The sequence below is a fragment of the Mesorhizobium sp. M0923 genome, assembly GCF_040319365.1.
GTDB lineage: Bacteria > Pseudomonadota > Alphaproteobacteria > Rhizobiales > Rhizobiaceae > Mesorhizobium.
In genome coordinates, this window is record NZ_JAMYNW010000003.1 from 33,965 (window position 1) to 59,475 (window position 25,511).

Consider the following 25,511-nt stretch of genomic DNA (forward strand, 5'->3'; position numbering starts at 1 on the left):
CGTGGGCAGACGGGCCAAGCGAGGAGAGCTCAATAGCCGGCTTTGATCTTCTCGAACTCGGCGATCATCTTGAGCTTGAGATCGGATGGAACCGGCGACTGGAACAGCGTCTTGTCGACGAACTTCTGCACGTCGTCATAGCCTTTCTCCTTTAGCACCACCTGGTCGACGCCGGCCATGCCATTGGCATTGGCCTGGCCGTAGCCCCAGTCCTTGACCAGGACCTTGGCGACTTCCGGATCGTTGACGGCGTTGAGATAATCATAGGCCTTGTCGGCATTGCCGGGCGCATCCTTGAACAGCACATAGCCGCAGACCCAGGTCGAAATGCCCTCGTCGGTGTCCTTCTTGGCCTTGATCGGCACGCCGGCGGCGACAGACTGCACCGTCGCGTCGTTCCAGGCCCATGCGAGATCGACCTCGCCGCCGCTCAACAGCTGCACGATATCGGTTGAGTCGGTCCAGTAGGAGCGGACGTTTTTGTGCACCTGGCGCAGGAAGCCTGATGCCTGTTTGAACTGGTCATCCGTCATCTTGGTCCAGTCCTTCAGGCCGATGGCGAGACTGGCCAGCGCGTAGGCGTCGTCGACATTGTCACCGACGGAAACCCGGCCCTTGAACTTCGGATCGGCGAAGGCCTTCAACGACTGCACGTCCTTCGCATCGATCTTGTCGGAATTGTAGGTCAGCTGCGTGTTGCCCCAGTCCCAAGGCATGAACCAGGCCTTGCCGTCGGCGGTGGTGGCGAGATCCTTCATCGCCATTATGCCGGGATTGAGGTCTTTCCAGCCTGATATCTTCGAGGTGTCGAGCGGCTGCAGCAGGCCGGCCTCGCGCCATTTCACCACGCTTTGCGAGCAGGGATGGCCAAGATCGGCCTTGAAACCGGAGCGGACCTTTTCGAACGCCTCGTCCTCGTCGCCGAAGAAGGTGAAAGTCGGCGAATCGCCGTTCTTTTCGACATATTTCGGATGGAAGCCGGGCTCCTCGTAGCCAGACCAGTCGAACACGACGAGATCCTTGTCCGCAGCCAGCGCCGCCGCCGAAGCGGCGAGCGCTCCGGCCAATGCCAATGTCAGCGTCAATGTCAGCGTCGGGCGTCGCGTCATTGTCTTCATTGCTGTTCCATCCTCTTTTGATTGTTTCACGCCGGCTTGGCACCGCCGGCTGTCGGCCACGGATAATGCTTGGGAAATGCCGCGGACAGGAACGCGTTCGCGGCCTGCAGCGCAGTCTCGCGCGTGGTGTCTTCGGTGCCCATCATCAGCCGCAGCCACAGTCCCTCCAGCATGGCGCTGAGCGCCAGCGCTATCACCTGCGGCTCATAAGAATAGCCGCCGCTCTGCTTGAGCGTCGCGCAAAGGTCGATAAAGATGTTCTGATAGACGGCGTCGCGTGCGCTGCTCAGCGCCTGATAGGTCGGCCGCGATTTGGCTTCGCCCCAGAACGCACACCAGGCCGCCAGCTTGCGCTTGTTGCAGATCGAGCGGTCGAAATCGGCCGCGACCAATGCCTGCAACTGGCGGGCGGGATCATCGCCGGCCTTCTGCAAGGCGCTGCGCCAATGCGCCGAATACTCGTCATACATGTATTGCAAAGTCGCGACGAGCAGCTTCTCCTTGCTTTCGAAATGGAAATTGACGATGCCGCGCGACAGGCCGGCACCGTCGGCAACGTCGGCCATCGTCGTATCCGAATAGCCGCGCTTGGCCAGTGAATCGATCGTCGCTTCGATCAGTTGAAGCTGCCTGGTCTCTTTCGACGCCTTGCGGCCACGCTTTTCGGTGTCGCTCTTTCGCGTCGCCTCGAGGAGGGCTTCGCGCGCCTCTGTTGTCTTCATGGGATTGATGGTCTCCAGCATCGCCGGCTAGCCAACCGGCTTTCGGCCGCGAAGATGAGTGGGACGGTGCTCGCCTGTGTCAAGCACCTTCTGCATGGCTTCCCAGGTTCGTATATTCTTGTCGACATAGGCCGCGCCGACGGCAGCCGCGACCACCGGGTAGAGCGGCCCCTTCAAGCGGTTCAGCTCCTCCCCCCGCGATCTCGCGATACCAGGGATTGCGGTCGCGCACGGTGATGTCGGCAAAGCCGGCCTGGCGCATCGCCTGCACATAGCGGGCCGGCGATGCCATGGCGAAGGACAGGCCTTCAGCGGCGACATAGGCCTTCATCTCGGGCGACGGCTCGCCATCATGCGAGATCATCCAGTTCGACGCGGCAAAGACGCCGCCAGGCTTCAGGACGCGGAATATCTCGGCGAACAATGCATCCTTGTTCGCCACGTGCAGCAGCGCGTCCTTGGAAAATACGACGTCGAAGGCACCGTCGGCAAAAGGCAGCGGTCCTGGCGCCGCCTGGATGAAATCGGCGCGACGCGCGAGCCCGCGCGCAGCGGCCCGCTTCCTGGCCATCTCGATCACGGGCCGTTCGACGTCGAAGCCTGTGAGGTGGGCCGCGCGGTGACGCTCGATGAGATGCAGCGTGATGCCGCCGGAACCGCAGCCCATGTCCAGGACTGTCTTGCCCGCAAGCGACAGCCCTTCGACGACCCGGTCGACCTCTTCTGGCCCACCCGGCGACAAATAGCCGTCGCCCCACAGCGCCTCGAGGAAGCGGATGGCGGTGTCGTCATACTCCGGTTCGGCCTCTGCCGTTTCGATCATCAAACCCTGGTCCCAAGGCTATCCTCGAATGAGCCAAAGCCTAGCGCATAAACACGAAAACGCAACATCATTTGTTGAACATTCATTCAATATGGCTGGACAGGATGACCGTCTTCGTGCGAAATTCGGCTTATTGGGGGCGCATCACACGAAAAGAAGGTCGGGCACGATGAAGGCTGGGCCAAAGTGAAGAGCTGGGACGCGATCGTCATCGGCGGCGGGCATAACGGGCTGGTCAATGCCTGCTACCTGCAGCGTGCCGGGCTCGACGTGCTGGTCGTCGAGAAGAACGACTGGGTCGGTGGTGCCGCCACCAGCCGCGAGCTGACGCCCGGCTTCCTCTATTCCAACTGCTCCTATGTCTGCTCGCTGTTCCGCCCGGAGATCATGCGCGACCTCGAGCTGCCGCGCTTCGGCCTGCAGGTGATCTCCTATGAGGGCGGCGCGGTGTTCACCCGCGATGGCGACTATCTCGCCAACTACCGCGACCACGATGCCCACCGGCGCGAATTCGCGCGGTTCTCCAAACGCGATGCCGAGGCCTATGATCGTTATGCCCGCGACGTGACGCGGCAGTGCCGCTTCATCCAGCCGCTGCTGATGCGCACGGCGCCCGACCCGACCAGCCTGCGGCCGCGCGACCTTGGCGAACTGCTCTATCTCGGCAAGAAGTTCACGGGGCTCACTGCGGAGGAAATGGCGCTGACGCTGCGCTTCTGGACCATGTCGATCTCCGACTTTCTCGACGAATATTTCGAGACCGACGTGATCAAGGCGAATTTCGCTTTGTCCGGCATCATCGGCACCGCGCTCGGGCCGATGTCGCCCGGCACCGCCTATGTCCTGCTGCATCATTATATGGGCGAGGTCGACGGCTCGGTCGGCGCCTGGGGCTATGCGCGCGGCGGCATGGGCGCGGTCACCGAGGCGCTCGCCGCATCCTTCCAGGCTTCGGGCGGCACCATCCGTACCGGCGCCGAGGTCGACCCATGTGCTGATCCGGCGCGGCAAGGCCAATGGCGTGGTGCTGGCCGGCGGCGAGGAAATATACGGCAAGCTCGTGGTTTCCAACGCCGACGTGAAGCGCACCTTCCTCAAGCTGGTCGAGGAAAAGGAATTGCCCGAGATTTTCCTGCGCCGGGTCAGGAATTTCAAGATCCGCGGCTCGTCAGGCAAGGTCAACATCGCGCTCGATTCACTGCCGGAATTCCCGGCGCTGCCGAAGGATTCGCCCGTCTATTGTGGCGACATGCATTTCACCGATTCGATCGAGCGCATGGAGCGTGCCTATGACGACTGGAAGGCCGGGCGCTGGTCGGCCGATCCTTTCCTCGACATGGTGATCCCGACGACGCTCGACCCGACCATGGCTCCACCCGGCAAGCATTTCATGAGCTGCTTCGTGCAATATGCGCCACCGAAGGTGGACGGCCGCGGCTGGACCGACGCCGACCGCGACGGCTTTGCCGAAAGCGTGATCGCGCAGATATCGGACTATTCGCCGGGCTTCCGCGACCGCATCGTCCACATGGAAGTGCGCACGCCGCGCGAGATCGAGGCCGAGGTCGGCCTCACCGAAGGCAATATCTTCCAGGGTGAATTGACCTTCGACCAGTTGTTGTTCAACCGCCCCGTGCCGGGCTACGCACAATACCGCTCGCCGGTCGATGGACTCTACATTTGCGGCTCCTCGACCCATCCCGGTGGCGGCGTCATGGGCGCGCCGGGCCGCAATGCCGCCGCCGAGATCCTGCGTGATCTCGCCAAGCCAAATCAGCATATGAGCCCGGCCCATGACGTCATCTGACAAATGGGATGTTGTCGTCATCGGCGGCGGCCATAATGGCCTCGTCGCCGCCGCCGTTCTGGCGAAGAGCGGCCGCAAGGTGCTGGTGCTGGAAGCCGCCGGCGAGGTCGGCGGCGCCGCGCGCACGGAGGAATTCGCGCCCGGATTTCGTGTTTCGTCGATCGCCCATCTGCTGAACCGGCTGCACCCCGATGTGGTGAAGGTATTGGAGCTGGAGAAGCACGGGCTGCAGGTCGCACGCGGCGACTTCGCGCCGTCGGTGGTGCTGGCGAAAAGCGGTCCGCCGCTTTTCCTGCATGGCGCCTATGGCGAGGTGCTGACCGGCACCAGTCCTGCCGAGCAGTCCGCCTGGAAGGAGTTGCGGGCACAGCTGCTGCGCTACGCCGGCATCCTGAAGCTGTTCTTGTCACGCCGGCCGCCCGATCTCGGCGCCATGTCGCTCGCCAACACGGCAGCGCTCGGCCAAACCGGACTGGCGCTGAAGAAGCTTGGCAAGGAGGACATGCGCGATTTCCTGCGCGTGCTGTTGATGAACGTTGCCGACCTGCTCGACGAGCAGCTTGCCGACGACCGGCTGAAGGGCCTGCTTGCCTTCGACGCTACGCTCGGCAGCCATCTTGGCCCGCGCTCGCCGACCTCGCTGCTCGGTCTCTATTACCGCCTGGCCGGCGAGACCGGCGGTTCCGCCGGCGCGCAGATGCTGCCGAAGGGCGGCATGGGCGCCGTCATAGCCGCCATTCGCGCATCGGCGCAATAGGCCGGCGTGACCATCCGCACCGCGACGCCGGTGGCAAAGATTATCGTCGAGAAGGGCCGCGCCGTCGGCGTGCTGCTCGACAGCGGCGAGGAAATCCGCGCGACAACGGTCGTGTCCGCCATCAACCCGGCGACGACCATGGTCGACCTTGTCGGCCCGCGTGAAGTCGACACCGGCTTCGTTCGCAAGGTCGGCAATATCCGCATGAAGGGCGATGCTGCGAAGCTCAATCTGGCGCTCGACCAGCCACCGCAATTCGTCGGCGTCGATGCCGCCGGCCACCGTGGCCGTCTCGTCATCGCGCCCTCGACCGATCATGTCGAGCGCGCCTTCAACCCGTCGAAATATGGCGAGTTCTCACCCGAACCGGTGATGGAGATCACGCTGCCCTCGCTGTCGGACGCCTCGCTCGCGCCCGAGGGGGCCTGCGTGCTGTCCGCGGTGGTGCAATACGCCCCCTATGCCTTGAAAGAGGGCTGGAGCGTCGGCAAGCCGAAATTCCTCAAAGTCTTGATGGCTGAACTCGAGGCTTATGCGCCGGGAATCGGCGGCAGCGTGCTCCATGCCGACCTGCTGACGCCGGCCGACATCGAGGCGCGCTACCGGATGCCGGGTGGGCACTGGCACCACGGCGAACTGCAGGCCGACCAGATGCTGATGTCACGGCCGATCTCCGGCTGGTCCGGCTACGACACGCCGGTGGACGGGCTGTTCCTTGCAGGCGCCGGCTCGCATCCGGGCGGCGGGGTCTCCGGCGTGCCGGGCCTGAATGCCGCAAGGCGCATCATTACGGTGAGGGGGTAGCTGTCATGGTGCAACGAGCCAAGACCGTGCTCCACGGCGAAAGAACGCCGTGATGAACCATCAGCCCATTGGCCCATCCGATGCCCGCATCGCGGCACAATCCCATTTCCGCAGTTTGCGCCTCGACACGCCGTTCCAGGCGCGCATTGATGCGCTGGCGAAGACGAACGACTGGTACAATTGGGCCGGCTATCGCGCCCCACATTCCCTATGGGACGAGGATCTCGAATATTTCGCCATCCGCAGCCAGGCCGCTCTGTTCGACATCTCGCCGATGACGAAGTACCGCATCGAGGGACCGGATGCCGAGACCTTCCTCGACCGCCTGACATTGCGCGACGTGACTAGGCTGAAGCCCGGCCGCGTCAACTACACCGCCTGGTGCGACGATCAGGGCTTTGTCCTCGACTACGGCACGTTGTTTCGGCTATCGCCGACACGGTTCCGGCTGTGCTCGCAGGAGCGGCATCTGCCGTGGCTTCTGGACAGCGCCATTGGCTTCGACGTGGCGGTTGAAGAAGAGACCGAAACCGTCGCCGGCCTCGCCTTGCAAGGCCCGACCTCCTTTGCCGTGCTGCGCGATGCAGGTTTTGCAGGTATAGAAAAACTGAAAATATTCGACCTCGCCGAGTTTCCGCATGACGGCGTCACCATCACCATCTCGCGCACCGGCTTCACCGGCGATCTCGGCTACGAGTTGTTCGTGCAAACGGACAAGGCGCTCAGCCTCTGGGATCGGCTGATGACGGCGGGCGAGCTGCGCGGCATCCGCGCCATCGGCTACGCCGCATTGAACCGCGCCCGGCTCGAAGCCGGGCTGATCGTCGCCAATGCAGATTTCGTCACCGCCGAGCATGCCATCCGCGCCGATCGCCTGCGCATGCCGGACGAGATCGGCCTCGGCTTCATGGTCGACTTGGAAAAGGGTCATTTCAACGGCCGCCGCGCAATACTCCACGCACGGGCGAAGAAGCGTCTTCGCCATGTCCTGGTCGGGTTGCAGATCGAGGGCAATATCCCGGCCGAGCATGCGATCGTCTACCACAGGAAAAGCCAGGAGGTCGGGCTGGTCAGCGCCGCCATGTGGTCGCCAATGGCCAAGCGCAACATCGCCATCGCCTCGCTGACGCGGCCGTTCGGCGAGACCATCGTCGACGACCTCTGGGTCGAGATCTACGCCACGCGCGAACTGCAGTACCAGAAGCTGATGAAGCGGGCCAAAATCGTGGCGCGGCCGTTCGTCAGGCTCGACCGCCGCACCGCCAATCCGCCCGCGGATTTCTGAGCATGTCCGACGAAGCCGAACGTCATGAGGATGACGCCGAAGCCGCCGAACAGTGGCAGCTGGTCAACACGCCGCTCGGCGAAAAATGGTCGGGCCGCACCCGCTATGCAGCGGCCATGTTCTTCTACAAACGTGGCGAGATGAGCGCTGAAACGCTGGAGGTCTACCGCATTTGTGCGAGGCTGGACTCGACCGATCCGCTGCCGATCATCCGCGATCGCGGCATTGGCCAGGACTGGCTTAAACGCATAGGTTTTGAATAACTCGCCCTGGGGCGTGTTGAGATTCAGGTCAGGCCGAGTCGAAAATTGTGGGTTCCGAGAACCGGAGCGGAGCGTACTTTTGGGTGCCCTAGCCGATGGTCTTTTCCAGCATACTGAGCCAATTGCGATAGGCGATCTTCTCGATCAACGCGCGCCCGAAGCCGCGTGCTGCGAACGCGTCGAGCAGCTTCGGCAGGCCGGCAACGTCGCCGATCACGGCAGGAATCATGGCGCCGTCGAAATCCGAGCCGAGGCCAACGCCGTCTTCGCCCAGCGCCTGCAGCAGCGAATCGACATGGCGCACCATGATGTCGAGGCTGGTGTCGGCGTTCATCCTGCCGTCCTCACGCAGGAACCCGGTGGCGAAGTTCAGCCCGACCATGCCGCCCGAGTCGCGGATTGCGCCGAGCTGCCATTCGGTGAGGTTGCGCGAATGGCCGCAAATCGCGTGCACGTTGGAGTGGGTCGCGACCAGCGGTGCATCGCTGATTTCGACGACGTCGCGAAAACCTTTTTCGTTGAGATGCGAAAGATCGATCATGATCTTCAGCTGGTTGCAGGCTTTCACCAGCGCCTTGCCGGCATCGGTCAGCCCTGGCCCTGTATCGGGCGACGACGGAAAACGGAACGGCACGCCGTGGCCGAAGGCATTGGGACGGCTCCAGACGATACCGAGCGAACGCAGGCCGGCTGCGTGGAGGACGTCAAGCAGGGTGAGCTCAGGATCGATCGCCTCGACCCCTTCGATATGGAACACCGCCGCGATCGAGCCTTGCGTCATCGCCTTCCTCACGTCGCCGGCGCTGCGGCAAACGGTGAGCGCCGAAGCCCGCTCCAGCCTGAACAGGATCGAGGCCATCGCCATGGTGGAGTTGAGCGCATCGGCGCGCGGAACCTCGGGCGGCAAGGGCTCGCTGTCACTCGGCGCCAGCGGCACCGAGCCGCGTTTGGATTTCTCGACAGGCGGCGGGAAGATCGCGAACATGCCGCCGGCAAATCCGCCTTTCTTCGCGCGCGGCAGGTCGATATGGCCACCCGGCGTCCCCTCGACGAACAGCTTTTCGACGTCCGCATCCTTCGACTGGTAGAGCCTGAGCAGCGTATCGTTGTGGCCGTCGAAGACGGGAACGAGATCGGATTCGGTCATGGAGGGCCATTCGGTTGAAGTGGTCGGGCCGCAGACGGCGAGCCGGTTTGTTGGCAATACTTAGGCAAGACGGGCGCTCTTCGCAAATCCCGCATGTTGCCGCTGTGTTTGTACGCCTCCAATGGCCGAAGAGGCCCGCGGTAAAGCCGCGCACCCTTTCTCCTGTCATTCATCGATGGCTGTCTCTTACCGCTTCAGCACGTCCGCCCATTCCGGATGGCGACGGAACTGGGCATTGGCGAACGGGCAAAGCCGGATGATCGTTTTGCCCGCCGCACGCGCATCCTCGACGGCACGGGTGACCAGGCGAAGCCCCGCGCCCTGGCCGCGAAATGCATCCGGCACTTCGGTATGGTCGATGATGATCTGGTGCTCGCCGATCTTGGTGAAAGTCATCTCCGCCTCGGCGCCGCCCGGCCCACGCAGGAGATAGCGGCCCTTCGAGCCGCGGTCCTCCAGTTCGATCTCCGGCAATAGGTCAGACATGGCTTGCGGTCCTTTCGTCCGGCGCCACGGCGAACAACCGCCGCGCCGCCTCGATCTCGCTCGGCCGCACCTCATGGCCGCCGTCATGCCACTCGACTGTGACATCGGCGCCATCGGCGCGCAAATAGGCTTCGAGCCGCACCGTCAAATTAGGCGGACAGACCGGGTCCCGCCTGCCGGCGGTGACCAGGATGTGACTGCCGCCAAGGCTGCCCTTGACCTCCGGCTCGAACGGGATCAGCGGATGCATCAGCACCGTTGCGTCGAACAGCGACGGCTCGGCAAACAGCACCGAGGCCAGGATGTTGGCGCCGTTGGAGTAACCGAGGCCGAGCACCGAAGATGGCTTTGCCGCCTCGACATGTGCCTTGACGAAGCCGGCCATCTTCTCTGTCGCTCGCGTGAGGTCGCCCATGTCGTAGACGCCCTCGCCGGCGCGGCGAAAGAAGCGTGCAGCGTCTTGTTCCGAAACATCGCCGCGCGGAGCGACGATCGTCGCTTGCGGCACAAGATCGCGTCCAAGCGACAGAAGCTGGGCCTCGTCGCCGCCGGTGCCATGGAAGACGAAGAGCAGCGGTCCATCAGGCGAACCGGGCAGCACCTTGTGAATATACGAATCCTTACTCACGACGTTGCCCTCAGTCTTCCAGTTTCTGCAGATGCTGCTCGAGATAGGGCCGCAAATGCTGGTGTTGTGACGGCAGCTTCAGCGCCTCACCAAGATGGGCGGTGTCCTCGTCGCGGTCGAAGCCGGGCTCGTTGGTAGCGACTTCGAACAGCACGCCGCCCGGTGTGCGGAAGTAGATCGCCCAGAAATAGTCGCGGTCGATTACCGGCGTCACCTGATAACCGGTATCGAGCAGCGCCTTGCGCACTTCGAGCTGCTTGGCGCGGTTCTCGACGGCGAAGGCGACATGGTGGACCGAGCCGGCGCCGAGATTGGCGAAGCCGGCCCCTGGCAGCGATTCGATATCGACGACATCGGCGCCGTTGCCGTTCTTCACCGTTAGCCGCCTGACATTGCCGGACTTGTCGACCTCCTCATAACCCATGAATTTCAGCAGCTCTTCGGTGGCGCCACTATCTTTCAGCCTGAGCGACACTGAGTGAAAGCCGCGGATCGCCTCGTCAGTGGGAATGCCACCCTTGGCCCAGGGCGCTCGGCTGTCCGCTCTGTCCTCGACCAGCGCAAAACCGTCGCCGTCGGGACCGGCGAAGGCAAGACGCTTCTCGCCGAACGTCTCCTCGCGAGAAAGCCCTGTGACACCTTGCTCGGCAAACCGTTTCTCCCAATAGCCGAGCGTGCCCTCGGGCACCGAGTAAGTGGTTGTGCCGACTTCGCCGACTCCATGGCGGCCCTTGCCCATGTTGGGGAAGGGGAAATAGGTCATCACCGAGCCGGGCATGCCGACCTCGTCGCCGTAATAGAGGTGGTAGACGTCGGGCGCGTCGAAATTGACGGTTTTCTTGACCCGCCGCAGGCCGAGCGTCCCGGTGAAGAATTCATTGTTCTGGCGCGCGTCGCTGGCCATCGAGGTGACGTGATGCAGGCCCTTGACCTGGTCGAGCATGTTTCTGCTCCTTCCCTTGTACTGGTGCGGCCCTTGCCGCTGTCCACGCAAATATGAGGATCCGGCTCCTGGCTGCAAAGATGGCAAACACAGAATGGACTGTGCTGTTAAAGTGAACGATCAAACAGGTTTTGTTCACCATTCGTCAAACTGGACCGGCTTGCATATTCGCCGAAATTGCGCTCCATGAGCGACGTAGCCGGCATGAGGATATAGCGGTTGATTGGAAAACGCCCCAACATTCTCCTGATCACCTGCGACCAGTGGCGCGGCGACTGCCTATCGGCTGCTGGCCACAAGGTGGTAAGAACGCCGAATGCCGACGCGTTGGCTGCAGAGGGCATTCTTTTCAAGAAGCACTATGGCGGCGCCGCGCCTTGCTCGCCGGCTCGCGCCTGCCTCTACACCGGCCTCTACCAGATGAACAATCGTGTCTGCCGCAATGGCACACCGCTCGACGCCCGCCACGGCAACATAGCGCTCCGGGCGCGTGCCCTCGGCTATGAACCGACGCTGTTCGGCTATACTGATATGGCACGCGATCCGCGTACGCTGGCGCCTGGCGACCCGCAGCTGAAGAGCTATGAAGGCGTGCTGCCCGGCTTCACCGTACGTCAGCTTCTGCCCGAGCACCAGAAGCCTTGGCTGTCATGGCTCAAGGCGCGCGGCGTCGATGCCGGCGCCGGCTCCCCCGACATCCATCTCCCGGTGGGTGAAATCCCGGAAAACGACGGCGGGGTTAGCAACGCCCCGCCCGTCTATTCGAAGGACGAAACGCCGTCGGCCTTCCTGGCCGGCGAATTTATCCGCTGGCTCGGCGAACAGGAGCGCGATGCGCCGTGGTTCGCGCACCTTTCCTTCATCAGTCCTCACCCACCCTTCATCGTGCCGGCGCCTTACAACGCCATGTACGATCTGGCCATCGGTCCAGCTTTTGACCGCGCCGAAAGCTGGCAGGCCGAAGCAGCAAGCCACCCTTATCTCGCCTATGAACTTGACCGGCAGGAACGGTCGAAATTCCGGCCCGGCTCGGAGGGCAAGGTGCGCGACTGGGGCGACGATAATTTTCGCCGCATCCGGGCGCTTTATTACGGCATGATCTCGGAGAGCGATGCGCAGCTTGGCCGGGTCTGGCAAGCAGTCAAGGCGGCCGATGCATGGGACGACACCGTCATCGTGCTGACCTCCGACCACGCCGAGATGATGGGCGACCATTTCATGCTGGGCAAGGGCGGCTTCTTCGACGGCAGCTTCCATATTCCGCTGATCATTCGCGATCCGCGCCGCCGAAAGGCTGTCGGCAGCAGCGTCGACCGCTTCACCGAGGCGGTGGATTTGGCGCCGACCTTGCTCGAGCTCACTGGCGGCGAAGTGCTGCCGCATCTCGACGGCCGCTCGCTGGCGCCTTTCCTGGACGCGACGGAGCCGGACGCCTGGCGCGACGCGGCCCATTGGGAGTTCGATTTCCGCTCGATCGCGGATGGTGATGCCGAACGGTATTTTGGCATCGGTCAACGCCAGTGCAATCTCGCCGTCATCCGTACGGAAAAGTACAAATATGTGCATTTCGGCGGTGGCCTGCCGCCCTTGCTCTTCGACCTCGAGAAAGACGCCGGCGAGGTGACCAGCGTCGCGGACGACCCAGCCTGTCGGCCGGCGCGGCTGGAACTTGCCGAAAAGCTCCTTGCCTGGCGGGCCGAGCATCTCGACCAGTCGCTGGCGCTCGCCGAATTGACGCATGACGGCGTTACCGGCCATGTCGCGGGCCTGCCTTTTGCGTCGACATGAGAAAGCCCGCGCCGTTGCCGGCGCGGGCTTACCTGTCGACTGAGATGCAGCTTACCGCATGATCATGCGCTGTTTGTCGCGGTTTTGCGCATAGCTGCCCTTGTCATAGGCGGCCTGCGCCTCGAGCTGCTCCTTGGTGAAGTTCGTGTAGAGATAGCGCTTGCCGTTCTTGTCGGTCATGAATTTCAGGTTGTCCATACCGACTGCCACCTCCTTCTCGCCGACGCCGAGGAAGCCGCCGACGTCGATGATGACTGCGTCGACCTTCTTGTCGCCGCTCAGCACGACGTCGCCGATCTCGCCGACATTGGCATCATTGGCGCCGTAAACGGTTGTTCCAACCAGATCCTCGGCCCGGATTTCGCCTATCGGCATTTCAGTCAGCGTCGACTTGTCGATCGAGCCGGTCTTGGTCTGGTCGGCCGCGGAATTAGCCGTAGGCGCCGGCGCCGGGGCATTTTGAGCCGTTTTACTGGCTTGGTCAGTGTTGCTGGTGGTCGCGGTGCTGGCCGTCACGGTAGGCGTGACGGTGGCAGGCGCATTAGCCGCGGCATCGTTCGACGCAGTGGTTGCCGGGGCCGGATCATAGGCCTTGCGGTTGAAGTCCGGCTGTGCCTGCAGCTCTTCCTTGGTCGTTTGCGCGACCAGCCAGCGATCGCCGTTCCTCTCGGCCCACTGTGCCTTGTCGAAATCATAGGCGACGTTCTTTTCGCCGATGCCGAGGAAGCCGCCGACACCGATGATCAGCGATTGCGCCTTGGCTTCCTTGTTGATGACGATGTCGTTTACGTCGCCGATGTTCTGGGCGTCGTCGCCGGTGCCGTTATAGACGGTCTCGCCGATGATATTGGTGGCGAGATTGCCTTCGGCGCGCTTCACCGGCTCAGCCGGCGCGGCAGGCGCCGGGGTTGTATTTTGCGCGCTGGTGGAAGGGGCGGCAGGCGCCGCATTATCCGCCGAAGCTGGTGGCGGCGGCGGATCGTAAGGCCTCCGGTCGAAATCCGGCTGAGCCGTCAGTTCATCCTTCGTTGTTTGCGCTATCAGCCAACGGTCGCCATTTCTTTCGGCCCATTGCATCTTTTTGTAGTCGAAAGCGACGTTCTTGGTTCCTATGCCAAGAAAACCGCCGACGCCGATGACGACGGATTTTACCTCGCCGCGCTCGTCGAAGACGACGTCGCTGATGTTGCCGATATTCTGGGCATCGTCGCCGGTGCCATTATAGACGGATTCACCGATGATGTTGGTGACAAGGCTGCCCTCGGCACGTATCGCCGGAGCGGTATCCTGGGCGGCGGGTGGTTGCGCCGGCGCCGGGGTCGTCGCCGATTGCGCAAATGCACCCGTCGCAATCAATGTTGCGACTGCTGTCGTGGTTAAAAGGGTGCGGATCATCTTAGTGTCTCCTCGTCGGTGATTTCGTGCACGCCCTGCCCGCCTGGCGTCACTGCGGGCGCAGCGTCTTCTGCATGTTCACAACGTTGTGACCACACTGTTGTTCCGAAAAAAGCCGCGGTGCACCCGGTGCGATGTCAATGGTTCTCGGATTCGCCGCGCTGGTCGAACGGAACATTTTCTCGGCCGCCCCGTTCCACTCCCGGCTGGGCCCCCGTCCCGGCCCGATAGGTGCTGGAAAATGGAACGGCCATGCGGTTTGCAGCGGTGCTGAACAAGGACGGGGGCACCCTGCGCACCATCGATCTTGAGGCCTTCGCCAGCCGGATGCGCGGCACGCTTGAGACTGCCGGCCACTCGATCGATATCGAAATCGTCGCCGGCAAGGATATCGTCGCCACGCTGGACGGCGTAACTTCCAGGCGCGGCATCGACGTCGTGCTGGCGGGCGGTGGCGACGGCACCATTTCGGCCGCGGCAGCCCGTTTGATGAATGGGGAGAAGGCGCTGGCAATTCTGCCGGCTGGCACAATGAACCTTTTTGCGCGCGGCCTCGGTATTCCGCAGACCCTCGATGCGGCACTGAAATCGTTTGCGGACGGCGAGGTGATGGCGATTGACATTGCAACAGCCAACGGCCGGCCTTTCGTGCATCAATTCTCGATCGGCATGCACGCCAGGATGGTGCAACTGCGCCAGAAGATGGAATTCGGCTCGCGGCTGGGGAAGATGCGTGCCTCGGTGCGAGCCGCTTGGGCAACGATCAACAATCCACCGGCGATGAACGTAACGCTGACGGTCGGTGAGGCCGAGATCAGAACCCGGATCACCGGTATCGGCATCACCAACAATCTGTTCGGCGAGGGCCACCTGCCCTATGCCGACGATCCGGCAGGCGGCGTGCTGGGCATCTATGTCACCGTGGCACGGCGGCGCGGCGAATTGATCAGGTTCCTCTTTGACGTCGCCCGTGGGAAATGGCGCGGCAACGAGCATGTCGAAATCCATCAGGCAAACCGCGCCGTTTTGAAAATCCATTCGACGAACAGGAAAGTTCAGGCCGTCATGGACGGCGAACTGGTAAAGCTCGATCGCGAGACGACCGTCGAAATCCATCCGCGCGCGTTGAATGTTCTCGTCCCGGCGCGCGCCGCCGAGGCAAAGGTTGCCTGACGTGAGGTAGCGTGATGTGGGGTTGCGTGATGCGGGTTGGCACGAGAGATGGAGAGAGTCTAGCCGCTGGGTGTGTTGCCCTGCTCGGTCTTAGGCGTCTCGATCATCCAGCCGTAGATTTCGGCGACGCCCCAGGCGATAAAAGCCAGCAACAGCGCGGCGATCAGGATACGAAGGACATGCTGACCCCGCCGCCCTTGACGGGCTTTGTTTTCAGGAACGATTTTTGGCATGGTCTGGCTCCATATTTGGCGCCGGCAGGCGGAGCTAGCGGGGCATTGGCTGGTAACGGCTCCCCGCTGCGAAAGTTCCGGCTCGACAAGGCGGCAAACGGGCCGGTTGGCCTGATCAATCAGCGGGGCCGGCCACTGGGGGCGTAGTGGACGACAATAGCCAGACAAAGCCGGGCCTGCCGGTCGATATTCGCCGTGTGGTGGGCGCTGCGGACCGCCTTGCCGTGCTGCACGGCCTCGACGCGCTGGATACGGCTGCCGACCCTGATTTCGACCGTATCAGCGGTCTTGCCGCTTCGGCGATGCAAACGCCTGTCGCACTGATCACGCTGGTCGATGCCGAGCGGCAGTGGTTCAAGTCCTGTATCGGCCTCGACGAGACCGAAACCGCAACCGAGACATCGTTCTGCGCCTATACCATCGCAGCCGGGGACGTGCCGATGGTGGTGGCCGACGCGGCGACGGATCCGCGGTTCAAAGCCAATCCGCTGGTCACCGGCGAGCATCATATCCGCTTTTACGCCGGCGTGCCGATCGTAGTCGACGGCGCACTGATCGGCACGCTCTGCGTGCTCGACCGGAAGCCGCACGCACGTCCCTCTTCTGTCCAGATCGACCAACTGTCGGCGCTAGCTGGCCTCGCCGCGAGCCTGTTCACGCTGAAGGATGCAACCCGCAGCGCAGCGATTGCCGAGGCCGCACTGGCTCGAGAGGAAAAGCGGCGCGCTATTGCGCTCGATGCAGCTTCGCTCGCCAGTTGGGCATGGGATATCCGCAGCGACATGATCGACTGCGATGTCCTGCTGTCCGAATTGTTCAACTTGCCCAAGTCGAACAGGCTGAGAGCGCGCGACATCCTGACCGCCATCGACCCGCGCGACGTTCATCAGACCGAAACACGCTTTCGCGACGCGCTGACCGGCAGCGACGATTATTTTGGCGAATACCGTGTCAAAGGCCTCGATCCGCCGCGATGGATCGCAACGCGCGGCCGCGTCATAGAGCGCGACGGCGAGGGCAAGCCGACGCTGATCTTCGGCGTCAACTACGACATCACCGAACGCAAGCTTGGCGAAGAACGTCAACGGCTGTTGCTGCGCGAGCTCAATCACCGCGTCAAGAACACTTTGGCAACCGTACAGGCGCTGGCGACGCAGACCGTTCGCCATGCCCGTCAGCCAAGCGAATTCCTTGAAGCTTTCAGCGCCAGGCTGCAGGCGCTGGGCGTTGCGCACAGCCTGCTGTCGGACCGCGAGTGGCGCGGCATCGGCATCCGGGAGCTGGTGGAGATCGAAGTAAAGCCGTTTCAAACCGCTGGACAATCGCGCATGGCGATCTCCGGCACCGATGTCCTGCTCTCACCCGACCAGGCAGTCGGACTCGGCCTGATCCTGCATGAACTGGCAAGTAACGCACTACAACATGGGGCGCTCTCGGTTTCTTCCGGAAAGGTCGATCTCGATTGGAAGGTGCAAGGCAGGAAGGGTGCACGACGTCTGTTGCTGGCTTGGCGTGAAAGCGGCGGCCCGCGGGTTGCGCCGCCCGAACGCCATGGCTTCGGCTCGATCCTGATTCGCCGCAGCCTGGCCAAGGTCATTTCCAGCGAGGTGACCCATGAATTCCGGCCCGACGGCGTAATCGCCGAAATATCGATGCCGCTCGACGATTTGTGACGCGAGGATTTTTCGACCGGGCGCCAGAATCGTTTGGGCCGAACTATCCGCTTCCGAACTATTTCCCTTTGCCGGTATCCGGATCGTCGGAGTCGGGCTTCACGTTCTCGCGGTAGATGGCGTAGGCTGCGAGTGCTATCGCCGGGCCGAGAATGGCGCCCAATCCGCCCTTCGCCACGCCACCTTTGCCCTTGAGCAGCGCCGGCAGCACGGCGAGTGCTGCGGCGATGCCGACCGCCTTCATGTCGGCGTTGCGTCGCTTCGCCCGGCGTCTGGCGCGCGAGCCGGCCGACATCCGGTAGACGAGCAGGATGAGACCGGCGATTGCCAGAAAGCCGATCCCGAAGCTCAACGACGCTGCCATCGGTCCATAGCGGGCCGCCGTCCAGATATAGGCTGCCCCGACTAGGAAGCCGAGGCCGCACAGCGCCGCGAGTGCTGCGACCGAATAGACCATCGCAGCGACGCGCGCGCGTTGTATCGCCGCAATGGTTTCGCCCGAGGCGAGGCCCGAGATCAGCGATGCAAGCATTCCCATGCGTGCAGAACTAGCGGCGCGCGAGGAGTGCGAAGAGGAACCCGACGCCTGCGGCGATCGCCAGCGAAGTCACAGGCTTTTCGCGCATATGGGCTATCAGCTGCGCCTCGATGTCTTTGGCGTTGCTGCGCAGGCTGTCGAAGGCTGCTTCGCCCTGGGTTCGCAACTGCTCGACGCCCTCGGCGGCGGCGCGCCGCGCAGCCCCGTAGCCATGTTCGCCAGTTTTGGCCAACAGCTTGGTAAGTTGGTCGATGTCGGCCTTCAGTTGTGCGATGTCGGCCTCAATATCGGAATTCGTGCGGGCTTCGTTCGCGGCCTTTCCTGCGGCAGTCGCCATTGCTTCACTCTCCTTGCTTTTGCTCGGTCGAAAACGCCCAACAGACCCCAAGGTTCCGGCACGAACCTCTTCTAACCCTATCTCCGGCAGCGCTCGTTGCAAATGCCTTGCAAGGGCCGCGGCCGACGCATCCGCCGGCATGTCTTTTTTAAATGACAGCATGCCAAATAGCGATCATGACTTCCCCGGTTTGAAGATAGAGGCGCATTTAAGGAGATATTGCTGCGTGGGCCCATCGCTTGACGGTTTGCGGATTCTTATCCTGGAAGATGAGTTCCTGATTGCCATGGATATCGAGCAGCTTTGTCGCGACTACGGCGCGCTCGATGTGGTCATCGCCCGTGATCTGACTGAGATCGAACAGCAAGACGTTGCCGCGCAGTTCGACGTGGCCATCGTCGACCTCATGCTGAGCGGCGTTTCGACGCTTCAATTTGCTTCACGGCTGCGTGAAGCTGGCATCCCGTTCGTCTTCGCCTCGGGCCAGTCGGATATGGACGAGATCAAGAAATCCTTTCCCGGCGTCAGACTGGTCACCAAGCCCTATTCGGGAGACGATCTCGTCGAGGCAGTGGCAGCGGCCTGCAGGCGCTGAGGGCGCGGAGCGGCTCGAACACGCCCACGCTTCACGCTGCCGTCGACCCCGTTACCTGAGCCGAAATTGCGTCCGGGCCATACTCGTCTTCACCGGAGATCTTCAAGATTTCCTGCAGCCGCGTGCGGGCGCGGCTGACGCGGCTCTTGATCGTTCCGACGGCGCAGCCGCAGATCTCGGCCGCTTCCTCGTAGGAGAAGCCCGATGCGCCGATGAGGATAATGGCTTCGCGCTGGTCTTCGGGCAGCAACTCGAGCGCGCCGCGAAAGTCTTCGAGGTCAAGCTGGCCGTGCTGGGCCGGATGAACGGCAAGTCTGGCCGTCATGACGCCATCGCTGTCCTGCACCTCGCGGCCGCGCTTGCGCATCTGCGAATAGAATTCGTTGCGCAAGATCGTGAACAGCCATGCCTTCAGATTGGTGCCGGGCTGGAAGCTTTCATGCTTGTCCCAGGCCTTGACTAATGTTTCCTGCACCAGGTCGTCGGCCTTGTCGGCATTTTGCGTCAGCGACACGGCAAAAGCCCGCAGGCTCGGGATCGAGCCGAGCAAGTCGGTCTTGAAGCCCTGGGAGACGGCCGCCATGCCTCAGTCCTTCTTCTGTACAGGTTCGGCCTTTTCCAACTGGCTGAGCAGTTGTGCGAAGCGATCCGGCACATTGTCGGAGACCAGCTCGTCGTAATATTGTTTGAGTTTGCGGCCGATTTCCGAGTTCGGCCCAAGCGGGTCGCGGGAAGCAGCCCGGCGCCCGTTGCCAACGCCAGCCGTGGTAGCTTTCGTCATGTTCTTCATTTCGCCCTTTGTCCCAGCCTTAAGCCGCCCTTCAACACATAACGCAAGGCAAGCGGCAGCCTCGTCTGGTTGCCCAACCCCACCCTAAACGCCAGCCCGCATACTTAGTTCCGCATGACCGGAACTTTTTCGCACAACCCGCGTTTTTAACTTTGGGCTTGCGAACCGTTTTTAGCTGTAACATGTAATCACGTCATATGAGGGAGACGTCCGATATGAGCCTATCAGCAACCATCGCTCCGCACCTGCCGTTCCTGCGCCGCTTCTCGCGCGCGGTATCCGGATCGCAGGAGAGCGGCGACGCGTTGGTCGCCGCAATGCTCGAGGCCATCATTGCCGATGTCGATATCTTTCCGGACGCATCGAACGACCGCATCGCACTCTACAAGGTCTTTGCCAAGCTCTTCACCTCGGTGGCCATTCGCGTTCCGCAGGAGCATGCCCAATCGGCATGGGAGCAGCGCGCCGCGGCCAATCTGAATGCAATCGCGCCTCGTCCCCGCCAGGCCTTTCTGCTGGTCGCCGTCGAAGGCTTCAGCGAAGACGAGGCGGCGGAGATTCTCGACGTCGACGAACAGGAATTCTCAGAACTTCTCGCTCAGGCGAGCAACGAGATCTCCCGTCAGGTGGCAACCGACGTGCTGATCATCGAGGATGAGCCGCTGATCGCCATGGATATCGAGGAAATGGTCGAAAGCCTCGGCCACCGCGTCGTCGGAACAGCGCGCACCCACGCGGAGGCGGTGGCGATGTTCGGCAAGGCGCGGCCAAAGATGGTGCTTGCCGATATTCAGCTCGCCGACGGCAGTTCGGGCATCGCGGCCGTCAATGAAATCCTGTCGTCCACCTCGGTGCCGGTGATCTTCATCACCGCCTTTCCCGAGCGGTTGCTCACCGGCGAGCGGCCGGAACCGGCTTTCCTCGTCACCAAGCCATTCAACCCGGATATGGTCAAGGCTCTTATCAGCCAGGCCCTGTTCTTTGACCGGCACGCGAAGGCCGCGGCATAAAACAGCTGGCGACCGAGTTGCGGCCGCCAGGGTGTGGGATAGCCACTCCCCTTGGACCGGATGGGGGCGTGACGCCGACTTAACACACGACAGCCAACTGCTGCCGAACCTGACGAGAACCTTTTCGCACACACCGCAGCAATTCGGGCCGTAACGATTTTCAGCATCGTCTTTTTCGGGAAATGGTGGAACAAACGGAGGCGAATCACGTTTTCACCGCAGCATTGGAAGGAGATGGATCATGCTTTACTGGGCGCTCGTATTTCTCGTCGTGGCGATCATCGCCGGTGCGCTTGGTTTCGGCGGCATCGCTGGCACTTCGGCCGGCATAGCGCAGATATTGTTCTTCATCTTTCTCGCCTTCCTGATCATATCGCTTATTGCCGGCCTGATCAGACGGGCGTGAATGCCAAGCGGCCATTCAAGCGAACACTGGAAGCCGCACCCCTCAAACGGTTTCCAGCCACCGCCGGGCAGTGTCCTCCAACGGGATGCCGCTCGGCGGACCGCTTTTTAGGGCTCGATCCGAAGCTCCTCCTTTTGGAACCCATTTTTCCGTGAGCCGTTCAGCCCGACGTGGGTTGAGCAAATTACCGATGCGTTCCAGAGTCGGAAAAATGAAAGACCGCGGCCAGAGGGATGAGATCATCGCTCTGCATCCCGCCGAAAGCGGAATGCAGCTTGGCCGAGCCCTTCTCCACGCCTTGCACAATGCCGGGATTTCCGTTCTATACCAGGATCGCGAGATGAAGACGGTGTGGGCGCGCAACATGCGCGCACCATGGACCTCTGATGCCTCCGACAACAACGGCATCTTGCCGCCGGCGCAGGCAGAGCGTATCGGCGCCGCCAAGCACGACGTCATCGTCTCCGGCAATCCTCAACATCTCGAACTCAGCGTGCCGGCCGATGATGGCGCCCGCTGGTTTCAGGTATGGATCGACGCCGACCGCAGCGAGACCGGCGCGGTGCAGGGCGTCGTGACCACCATGGTCGAAACAACCGAGCAGAAACGCCGGGAGCAGACGCTGAAGGCGCTGCTGCGCGAGGTCAGTCACCGCTCCAAGAACCTTTTGGCCATCATCCAGAGCATCGCCACCCAGACGGGGCGTTATTCCGGCAGCATTGACGATTTCCTGACGCGTTTCCGGGGCCGATTGCAGTCGCTGGCCTCCTCGCAGGACCTAGTTACGTCATCCAACTGGCGGGGAGCGGCGCTGCGCGAGCTGGTTTCCGGTCAGGTCGGAAGGTACGGCGCGGACCCCATGCACAGCCTGCGTTTCCGCGGCGCAAATCCATATCTCAATCCCAATGCTGCCTTGCACATCGGCTTGGCCATGCATGAGCTCGCCGTCAATTCGGTCAGCTATGGCGCGCTGTCGCGCAGCGATGGTTTCGTCGAGGTGACGGCCGATCTGACGGCCGCTTCCGCTGGCGAGCCTGCGCTGTCGCTGACATGGGCCGAAGTGATCGGAGCCAACGACAATCAACGCGGCGAGAAGCGTTTTGGCAGCGTCGCACTTGAACGCGTCGTGCCCACTTCGTTGAATGGAACGGCGACACTTGAGATCACCGGGAACCGCCTCGAATACCGTCTTGTCGTTCCTCACGGCAATTTCGAGACGGATTGAACGAACGGCGGCCGCAGGAAGAAGGCTGGCTGCATCACCCCGCCTTAACCGACTGTTCACCATAAAGTCCGATCCTGTCCGAACGTGCCGATTCAGCGGACATTGATTGAGTTTGGCACAATATGAAAGGAATGGGCCTTGACGGCTGCCGACTTGAACAGACTGGAACAGGCCGCTCGCGTCTCGATGGGCGGTTTTCAGGATCCCGACGTGTCCGCAGCGCCCGCGCCTCGTGCTTTGCCCCTTCGCTTCGCCGCCTTTGCGCTTATGGCCGCGATCGTCCTGACCGCCGCGTCCCAGTTGATCTGATCGAGCTTGCCTCTGCTTGATTCCTTTGAAACCGCGGCCGAGTGCACGGCGGCGCGCCCCCGTTCGCGGTCATCGACCGGCAGGGCCAAGCCCAACATGTCGGCGCCAAATGTCTTGCCGTCGATCCTGCGCTCGAGGACGGCTATGACAGGATTGTCTGGAATGTGCATCCCGACGCCACGCTCGATGCGTCCTTGGAGATTTCCGAGTTCGTGGTAGCATCGAACGGCGCACGTCCGAAAAGACTATCTTAATCAACAATGAAATCGTGCGCGCAGAGGCCGCACTTTCATGCTAGATGGCGGCTGGAGCTTGTTAAAGTGAGGACAAAGTGAGGATGACTCCATGCGGAAGATGATTATTGCCATGGTTGCCGTGGTTGCGGTCAGCGGCTGCACCACCACGGAAGAGAACGTGGGTATCGGCACTGTGGGCGGCGCGCTTATTGGTGGCGCTGTTGGCGGCGGCAAGGGCGCTTTGATCGGCGCTGGCGCTGGTGCGATTGGCGGTCTGCTGGTTCGCCGCCTGCAAAATGGCTACTGCCAATACAGAGATCGTCACGGCCGGATCTACACAGCTCGCTGCAACTAGTTTCGAGTTCCAGGCGAACAGCAAACGCGGAGGCAGACCACCTGTCTCCGCGTTTGCACTTCCAAAGCGCTGTCGCGATGCGGCTCACGAGACGGCGTTTCAAGCCGGCAGCGGAACCTTGATTTCCACGTTCAAGCCGTTTTCGTGAAAATCGCGCCTGATTGTGCCACGCAACTCGCGTGTGACGTTGAGATCGATCAGTCTGGTGCCGAAACCGCTCTTCGCCGGTGTCTCGAGCTTCCTCTGCCCGGCCTCGCGCCAGTTGAGAGCCAATGTCCGGGCTCCGCCGCGGCCTTCGAGCGACCAGTCGACCTTGAGCGCACCGACTGAATTGCCGGTTTCGCCATGCTTCAGCGCATTCGTCGCCAGTTCGTGAAAGACGAGGCCGAGTGCCTGCGTCGTCTTTTCGTCGAGAAGAACCTCCGGTCCCGACAACAGCCCTTCAGGAAGCTCGCTTCCGAACACCTGGCCAAGCTCGATGCGCAGCAGGTCGCCGAGATCGGCTTTCTGCCAGCGTGAGCGCGTCAGCATGTCCTGGGAAGCCGCCATCGCCTGCAGCCGAGCCGAAAATGATGCCGAGAACTCTTGGACGTCGGCGGTGTGCGATGCTGTCTGGCGCGCGATTGCCAGCACCCGCGTGATCGAGTTCTTGATGCGATGCTTCATCTCCTGCAGCATCAGGTCTTTTTCCAGCAGGCTCTTTTCGGTCGTTTCGTGAAGCAGCGAGACCGCCTCATAGGCCCGCTCCTGATAGCGGGCCACCAGCGCGATGGCGCCCGCAAGCAGTAGCCCGAACAATCCGAGCATCACCGGAATGGCACGCGAGGAAGGTTGCGAGAAAGCACTTGTCGGCCTGAACAGGACGACCCACGGCCGACCGGCAACGGTGATCTTGCGGGTGATCAGCAGCCTGTCGCCAAGGGCTGAAACAGGCGGCGTTTCCGACTGGAACAGCAGGTTGTCACTGTTCACAGCGCCGTCATAGATTTCGGTGTTGACCGGCAACAGAGGTGCCCGGCTGAGCGCAGCCTGGAACAGGTCCCGGGAGCGGAAGGCCGCATAGAGGAAGCCGGCAGTCGAAGATCTCGATGCGTTGACGGCGTCCGGCGCGGTTTCGACATTGAGCCGGACGAAGACGAGGAACCCGGTGAAGGTCTGCGCGGCACCCGTATCCTTGCCGAGCTGCACGAGCCCGCTGGCGTGCAGCTGGTCGTCGACCATCGCCTTTTCGATCGCCTCGCGCCGCACCGGCCCGGCGAACATATCATAACCGATGCTGGATTTATTGGACGGGTCCAGCGGCTCGAACAGCACGATGGGCGTACGCCACGGCAAGTTCGTGTCGGGATAGATCGGATGGCTTGCGCCGTGATCGTGCAGGATATCGCGCTCGACCGCCGCCTCGTTTTCAGTTTTCGCCAGGCGGAGGAAGCCGATGCCGCGCAGGCCGGCGAAATTATTGTCGATGTCGAGCGCGTTGAAGAAAGCCTTGAACTCGCCTTGCGAGATACCGCCATTGCGCGCATCGAACAATGCCCGGGTTGAGCGCAGCAGCGACAGGTCCAGGTCGATGCGGCTTTCGATCCGGTTAAGCGCGTCGTCCGCCGTCGCCTCGAATTTTATACGGGCGGCTTCCTGGGTGGCAAAATAGGCAAAACCCGCCATCGTCAGGCTGATCAGCGCGACGGCGATGAAAGCTACGGTCGGAAAGAGTTTCTTCAATTGCCGATACGTCCCGTGGACGGTTCGGCATCTTTATGGGCAACTCCCGACGCCAACACAATGGGGAGGCCAAAGCATGGTGACTGCTGGCACATTTTGGCGACTTGTGATTAGCCGGCTAATTCTCGTTCAGGCCGCGATCTTCAGGGCGCCCGGCCCTGGGATGGCGCCGGGCGGGCACTTGCCGAGGATGATCATGCCGAGCACCTCGTCCTGGGTGACATCGGTCGTGCGCGCCGTGCCGACAACCCGACCGTTCTTCATGACGCAGACGCGGTCGGCAAGCTCGAACACGTCATGGATGTCATGGCTGATCAGGAAGATGCCGATGCCGTCGGCCTTGAGCTGCCTGACCAGTTCGCCGACCTGTGCCGTCTCCTGCGGCCCGAGTGCCGCTGTCGGCTCGTCCATGATCAGGATGCGGGCGTTGAACAGGATGGCGCGGGCGATCGCAACCGACTGCCGCTGGCCGCCCGAAAGCTTTACCACCGGCTCCTTGAAGCGTTGGAAGCGCGGATTGAGCCTGCCCATCACCTTGCGCGCCTCAGCCTCCATGGCGACGTCGTCGAGCGTACCCCAGCCGGTCATCAGCTCACGGCCGAGAAACAGGTTGGCAGCCGCGTCGACATTATCGGCCAGCGCCAGCGTCTGGTAGATCGTCTCGATACCGTACTTCTTGGCGTCGCGGGGATTGGAGATCGAAGCCTCCTCGCCGTTGACGAAAATCTGGCCCGCATCGCGCTTGTAGGCGCCGGACAGGATTTTTATCAACGTCGATTTGCCGGCACCGTTATGGCCGAGCAAAGCCATCACCTCGCCCGGAAAAAGATCGACCGAGGCATCGTCGACGGCGCGAATGCCGCCGAAGGCGATCGAGATGTTGCGCATGTCGATCAGCGGCGTGCCCGTGGGAGCGGTCCTGTCTGCCATGCTCGTTCTCCTC

Annotated in this window: 26 protein-coding genes and 2 pseudogenes; 13 read left to right on the forward strand and 15 right to left on the reverse strand. The window is 62.3% G+C overall.

The window, feature by feature from the left end:
• Positions 1 to 29 precede the first annotated feature (29 nt).
• The 3 genes from NKH89_RS06135 to NKH89_RS06145 are packed head-to-tail and all read right to left on the reverse strand — an operon-like array spanning position 30 to position 2,663.
• Entirely contained in the window at positions 30 to 1,118 is a 1,089-nt protein-coding gene (locus NKH89_RS06135) for an ABC transporter substrate-binding protein (RefSeq protein WP_352908506.1), read from the reverse strand.
• 26 nt (positions 1,119 to 1,144) lie between these two features.
• Complete coding sequence (gene betI, locus NKH89_RS06140; protein WP_502896875.1) at positions 1,145 to 1,861, reverse strand: transcriptional regulator BetI; 717 nt, start codon at positions 1,859 to 1,861, stop codon at positions 1,145 to 1,147.
• 58 nt (positions 1,862 to 1,919) lie between these two features.
• On the reverse strand, positions 1,920 to 2,663 hold the full coding sequence (locus tag NKH89_RS06145; RefSeq protein ID WP_352908507.1) for a methyltransferase domain-containing protein: 744 nt from the start codon (positions 2,661 to 2,663) through the stop codon (positions 1,920 to 1,922).
• Positions 2,664 to 2,849: 186 nt separating this feature from the next.
• Between NKH89_RS06145 and NKH89_RS06150 the strand changes: the two are divergent.
• From NKH89_RS06150 to NKH89_RS06165, 4 genes and pseudogenes are all read left to right on the forward strand, one after another.
• Positions 2,850 to 4,470: pseudogene (locus tag NKH89_RS06150) on the forward strand (phytoene desaturase family protein).
• Positions 4,457 to 6,031, forward strand: a pseudogene (locus tag NKH89_RS06155) (phytoene desaturase family protein). Before NKH89_RS06150 ends, NKH89_RS06155 begins: the two co-directional pseudogenes overlap by 14 nt.
• Before the next feature lie 52 nt (positions 6,032 to 6,083).
• A complete protein-coding gene (locus tag NKH89_RS06160) occupies positions 6,084 to 7,316 on the forward strand; it encodes an aminomethyl transferase family protein (protein WP_352908508.1) in 1,233 nt (410 codons plus the stop codon).
• A 2-nt stretch (positions 7,317 to 7,318) separates the two neighbouring features.
• Positions 7,319 to 7,579, forward strand: coding sequence for a hypothetical protein (locus tag NKH89_RS06165; RefSeq protein ID WP_023720906.1), 261 nt, complete (start codon positions 7,319 to 7,321; stop codon positions 7,577 to 7,579).
• An 88-nt stretch (positions 7,580 to 7,667) separates the two neighbouring features.
• Here NKH89_RS06165 and NKH89_RS06170 read toward each other — a convergent pair whose 3' ends face one another.
• From NKH89_RS06170 to NKH89_RS06185, 4 genes are all read right to left on the reverse strand, one after another.
• The gene (locus NKH89_RS06170) at positions 7,668 to 8,726 is read right to left on the reverse strand and encodes a dipeptidase (RefSeq protein WP_352480847.1); all 1,059 of its coding nucleotides are present in this window, start codon (positions 8,724 to 8,726) and stop codon (positions 7,668 to 7,670) included.
• Between the two features lie 186 nt (positions 8,727 to 8,912).
• Entirely contained in the window at positions 8,913 to 9,212 is a 300-nt protein-coding gene (locus tag NKH89_RS06175; RefSeq protein ID WP_352908509.1) for a GNAT family N-acetyltransferase, read from the reverse strand.
• Positions 9,205 to 9,840: an alpha/beta hydrolase gene (locus NKH89_RS06180; protein WP_352480848.1), complete on the reverse strand. Its 636-nt coding sequence runs from the start codon at positions 9,838 to 9,840 to the stop codon at positions 9,205 to 9,207. The genes NKH89_RS06175 and NKH89_RS06180 overlap by 8 nt, the downstream gene beginning before the upstream one ends.
• A gap of 10 nt (positions 9,841 to 9,850) precedes the next feature.
• Complete coding sequence (locus NKH89_RS06185; protein ID WP_352908511.1) at positions 9,851 to 10,783, reverse strand: VOC family protein; 933 nt, start codon at positions 10,781 to 10,783, stop codon at positions 9,851 to 9,853.
• A gap of 219 nt (positions 10,784 to 11,002) precedes the next feature.
• On the opposite strand from NKH89_RS06185, the gene NKH89_RS06190 reads away from it, so the two are divergent.
• Entirely contained in the window at positions 11,003 to 12,571 is a 1,569-nt protein-coding gene (locus NKH89_RS06190; protein ID WP_352908512.1) for an alkaline phosphatase family protein, read from the forward strand.
• 51 nt (positions 12,572 to 12,622) lie between these two features.
• Here the strand turns inward: NKH89_RS06190 and NKH89_RS06195 are convergent, their stop codons facing one another.
• The gene (locus tag NKH89_RS06195; RefSeq protein ID WP_352494200.1) at positions 12,623 to 13,966 is read right to left on the reverse strand and encodes a PRC-barrel domain-containing protein; all 1,344 of its coding nucleotides are present in this window, start codon (positions 13,964 to 13,966) and stop codon (positions 12,623 to 12,625) included.
• A 252-nt stretch (positions 13,967 to 14,218) separates the two neighbouring features.
• Between NKH89_RS06195 and NKH89_RS06200 the strand changes: the two genes are divergently transcribed.
• Positions 14,219 to 15,139, forward strand: coding sequence for a diacylglycerol/lipid kinase family protein (locus NKH89_RS06200; protein WP_352494199.1), 921 nt, complete (start codon positions 14,219 to 14,221; stop codon positions 15,137 to 15,139).
• Between the two features lie 59 nt (positions 15,140 to 15,198).
• Here NKH89_RS06200 and NKH89_RS06205 read toward each other — a convergent pair whose 3' ends face one another.
• Entirely contained in the window at positions 15,199 to 15,372 is a 174-nt protein-coding gene (locus NKH89_RS06205) for a hypothetical protein (protein ID WP_023720914.1), read from the reverse strand.
• A gap of 146 nt (positions 15,373 to 15,518) precedes the next feature.
• On the opposite strand from NKH89_RS06205, the gene NKH89_RS06210 reads away from it, so the two are divergent.
• Positions 15,519 to 17,045, forward strand: a complete 1,527-nt coding sequence (locus tag NKH89_RS06210) for a sensor histidine kinase (RefSeq protein WP_352494198.1) — start codon at positions 15,519 to 15,521, stop codon at positions 17,043 to 17,045.
• Positions 17,046 to 17,103: 58 nt separating this feature from the next.
• Here the strand turns inward: NKH89_RS06210 and NKH89_RS06215 are convergent, their stop codons facing one another.
• The gene (locus NKH89_RS06215) at positions 17,104 to 17,583 is read right to left on the reverse strand and encodes a hypothetical protein (RefSeq protein WP_023720916.1); all 480 of its coding nucleotides are present in this window, start codon (positions 17,581 to 17,583) and stop codon (positions 17,104 to 17,106) included.
• Between the two features lie 10 nt (positions 17,584 to 17,593).
• Positions 17,594 to 17,920, reverse strand: coding sequence for an ElaB/YgaM/YqjD family protein (locus tag NKH89_RS06220; protein WP_023720917.1), 327 nt, complete (start codon positions 17,918 to 17,920; stop codon positions 17,594 to 17,596).
• 226 nt (positions 17,921 to 18,146) lie between these two features.
• Between NKH89_RS06220 and NKH89_RS06225 the strand changes: the two genes are divergently transcribed.
• Entirely contained in the window at positions 18,147 to 18,515 is a 369-nt protein-coding gene (locus tag NKH89_RS06225) for a response regulator (RefSeq protein WP_352480853.1), read from the forward strand.
• A gap of 31 nt (positions 18,516 to 18,546) precedes the next feature.
• Here the strand turns inward: NKH89_RS06225 and NKH89_RS06230 are convergent, their stop codons facing one another.
• Both NKH89_RS06230 and NKH89_RS06235 read right to left on the reverse strand, forming a co-directional pair.
• Positions 18,547 to 19,098 (reverse strand): sigma-70 family RNA polymerase sigma factor, encoded by a 552-nt coding sequence (locus NKH89_RS06230; protein ID WP_023678544.1) that lies wholly within the window; start codon positions 19,096 to 19,098, stop codon positions 18,547 to 18,549.
• Positions 19,099 to 19,101: 3 nt separating this feature from the next.
• Complete coding sequence (locus NKH89_RS06235; RefSeq protein ID WP_023720919.1) at positions 19,102 to 19,305, reverse strand: NepR family anti-sigma factor; 204 nt, start codon at positions 19,303 to 19,305, stop codon at positions 19,102 to 19,104.
• 215 nt (positions 19,306 to 19,520) lie between these two features.
• On the opposite strand from NKH89_RS06235, the gene NKH89_RS06240 reads away from it, so the two are divergent.
• The 5 genes from NKH89_RS06240 (at position 19,521) to NKH89_RS06260 (ending at position 22,846) form a co-directional block, all read left to right on the forward strand.
• The gene (locus NKH89_RS06240) at positions 19,521 to 20,315 is read left to right on the forward strand and encodes a response regulator (RefSeq protein WP_023678542.1); all 795 of its coding nucleotides are present in this window, start codon (positions 19,521 to 19,523) and stop codon (positions 20,313 to 20,315) included.
• Between the two features lie 241 nt (positions 20,316 to 20,556).
• The gene (locus NKH89_RS06245) at positions 20,557 to 20,721 is read left to right on the forward strand and encodes a DUF1328 domain-containing protein (protein WP_023678541.1); all 165 of its coding nucleotides are present in this window, start codon (positions 20,557 to 20,559) and stop codon (positions 20,719 to 20,721) included.
• Between the two features lie 190 nt (positions 20,722 to 20,911).
• Positions 20,912 to 21,946: a sensor histidine kinase gene (locus tag NKH89_RS06250; RefSeq protein WP_352908513.1), complete on the forward strand. Its 1,035-nt coding sequence runs from the start codon at positions 20,912 to 20,914 to the stop codon at positions 21,944 to 21,946.
• A gap of 138 nt (positions 21,947 to 22,084) precedes the next feature.
• Positions 22,085 to 22,255 (forward strand): hypothetical protein, encoded by a 171-nt coding sequence (locus tag NKH89_RS06255; RefSeq protein WP_352494195.1) that lies wholly within the window; start codon positions 22,085 to 22,087, stop codon positions 22,253 to 22,255.
• A gap of 345 nt (positions 22,256 to 22,600) precedes the next feature.
• Positions 22,601 to 22,846, forward strand: a complete 246-nt coding sequence (locus NKH89_RS06260) for a YMGG-like glycine zipper-containing protein (RefSeq protein WP_006328050.1) — start codon at positions 22,601 to 22,603, stop codon at positions 22,844 to 22,846.
• Positions 22,847 to 22,945: 99 nt separating this feature from the next.
• Here NKH89_RS06260 and NKH89_RS06265 read toward each other — a convergent pair whose 3' ends face one another.
• Together NKH89_RS06265 and NKH89_RS06270 are read right to left on the reverse strand one after the other, a co-directional pair.
• Positions 22,946 to 24,568 (reverse strand): CHASE domain-containing protein, encoded by a 1,623-nt coding sequence (locus NKH89_RS06265; protein WP_352817753.1) that lies wholly within the window; start codon positions 24,566 to 24,568, stop codon positions 22,946 to 22,948.
• A 129-nt stretch (positions 24,569 to 24,697) separates the two neighbouring features.
• Positions 24,698 to 25,498: an ATP-binding cassette domain-containing protein gene (locus NKH89_RS06270; protein WP_023720922.1), complete on the reverse strand. Its 801-nt coding sequence runs from the start codon at positions 25,496 to 25,498 to the stop codon at positions 24,698 to 24,700.
• Between the last annotated feature and the right edge of the window lie 13 nt (positions 25,499 to 25,511).

Bases quoted from the DNA above. Each gene is read 5' to 3' on its own strand.
- NKH89_RS06135 (WP_352908506.1), bottom strand. From the start codon at position 1,118: ATGAAGACAATGACGCGACGCCCGACGCTGACATTGACGCTGACATTG.
- betI (WP_502896875.1), bottom strand. From the start codon at position 1,861: ATGCTGGAGACCATCAATCCCATGAAGACAACAGAGGCGCGCGAAGCC.
- NKH89_RS06145 (WP_352908507.1), bottom strand. From the start codon at position 2,663: ATGATCGAAACGGCAGAGGCCGAACCGGAGTATGACGACACCGCCATC.
- NKH89_RS06160 (WP_352908508.1), top strand. From the start codon at position 6,084: ATGAACCATCAGCCCATTGGCCCATCCGATGCCCGCATCGCGGCACAA.
- NKH89_RS06165 (WP_023720906.1), top strand. From the start codon at position 7,319: ATGTCCGACGAAGCCGAACGTCATGAGGATGACGCCGAAGCCGCCGAA.
- NKH89_RS06170 (WP_352480847.1), bottom strand. From the start codon at position 8,726: ATGACCGAATCCGATCTCGTTCCCGTCTTCGACGGCCACAACGATACG.
- NKH89_RS06175 (WP_352908509.1), bottom strand. From the start codon at position 9,212: ATGTCTGACCTATTGCCGGAGATCGAACTGGAGGACCGCGGCTCGAAG.
- NKH89_RS06185 (WP_352908511.1), bottom strand. From the start codon at position 10,783: ATGCTCGACCAGGTCAAGGGCCTGCATCACGTCACCTCGATGGCCAGC.
- NKH89_RS06195 (WP_352494200.1), bottom strand. From the start codon at position 13,966: ATGATCCGCACCCTTTTAACCACGACAGCAGTCGCAACATTGATTGCG.
- NKH89_RS06200 (WP_352494199.1), top strand. From the start codon at position 14,219: ATGCGGTTTGCAGCGGTGCTGAACAAGGACGGGGGCACCCTGCGCACC.
- NKH89_RS06205 (WP_023720914.1), bottom strand. From the start codon at position 15,372: ATGCCAAAAATCGTTCCTGAAAACAAAGCCCGTCAAGGGCGGCGGGGT.
- NKH89_RS06215 (WP_023720916.1), bottom strand. From the start codon at position 17,583: ATGGGAATGCTTGCATCGCTGATCTCGGGCCTCGCCTCGGGCGAAACC.
- NKH89_RS06220 (WP_023720917.1), bottom strand. From the start codon at position 17,920: ATGGCGACTGCCGCAGGAAAGGCCGCGAACGAAGCCCGCACGAATTCC.
- NKH89_RS06230 (WP_023678544.1), bottom strand. From the start codon at position 19,098: ATGGCGGCCGTCTCCCAGGGCTTCAAGACCGACTTGCTCGGCTCGATC.
- NKH89_RS06235 (WP_023720919.1), bottom strand. From the start codon at position 19,305: ATGAAGAACATGACGAAAGCTACCACGGCTGGCGTTGGCAACGGGCGC.
- NKH89_RS06240 (WP_023678542.1), top strand. From the start codon at position 19,521: ATGAGCCTATCAGCAACCATCGCTCCGCACCTGCCGTTCCTGCGCCGC.
- NKH89_RS06245 (WP_023678541.1), top strand. From the start codon at position 20,557: ATGCTTTACTGGGCGCTCGTATTTCTCGTCGTGGCGATCATCGCCGGT.
- NKH89_RS06250 (WP_352908513.1), top strand. From the start codon at position 20,912: ATGCGTTCCAGAGTCGGAAAAATGAAAGACCGCGGCCAGAGGGATGAG.
- NKH89_RS06260 (WP_006328050.1), top strand. From the start codon at position 22,601: ATGCGGAAGATGATTATTGCCATGGTTGCCGTGGTTGCGGTCAGCGGC.
- NKH89_RS06270 (WP_023720922.1), bottom strand. From the start codon at position 25,498: ATGGCAGACAGGACCGCTCCCACGGGCACGCCGCTGATCGACATGCGC.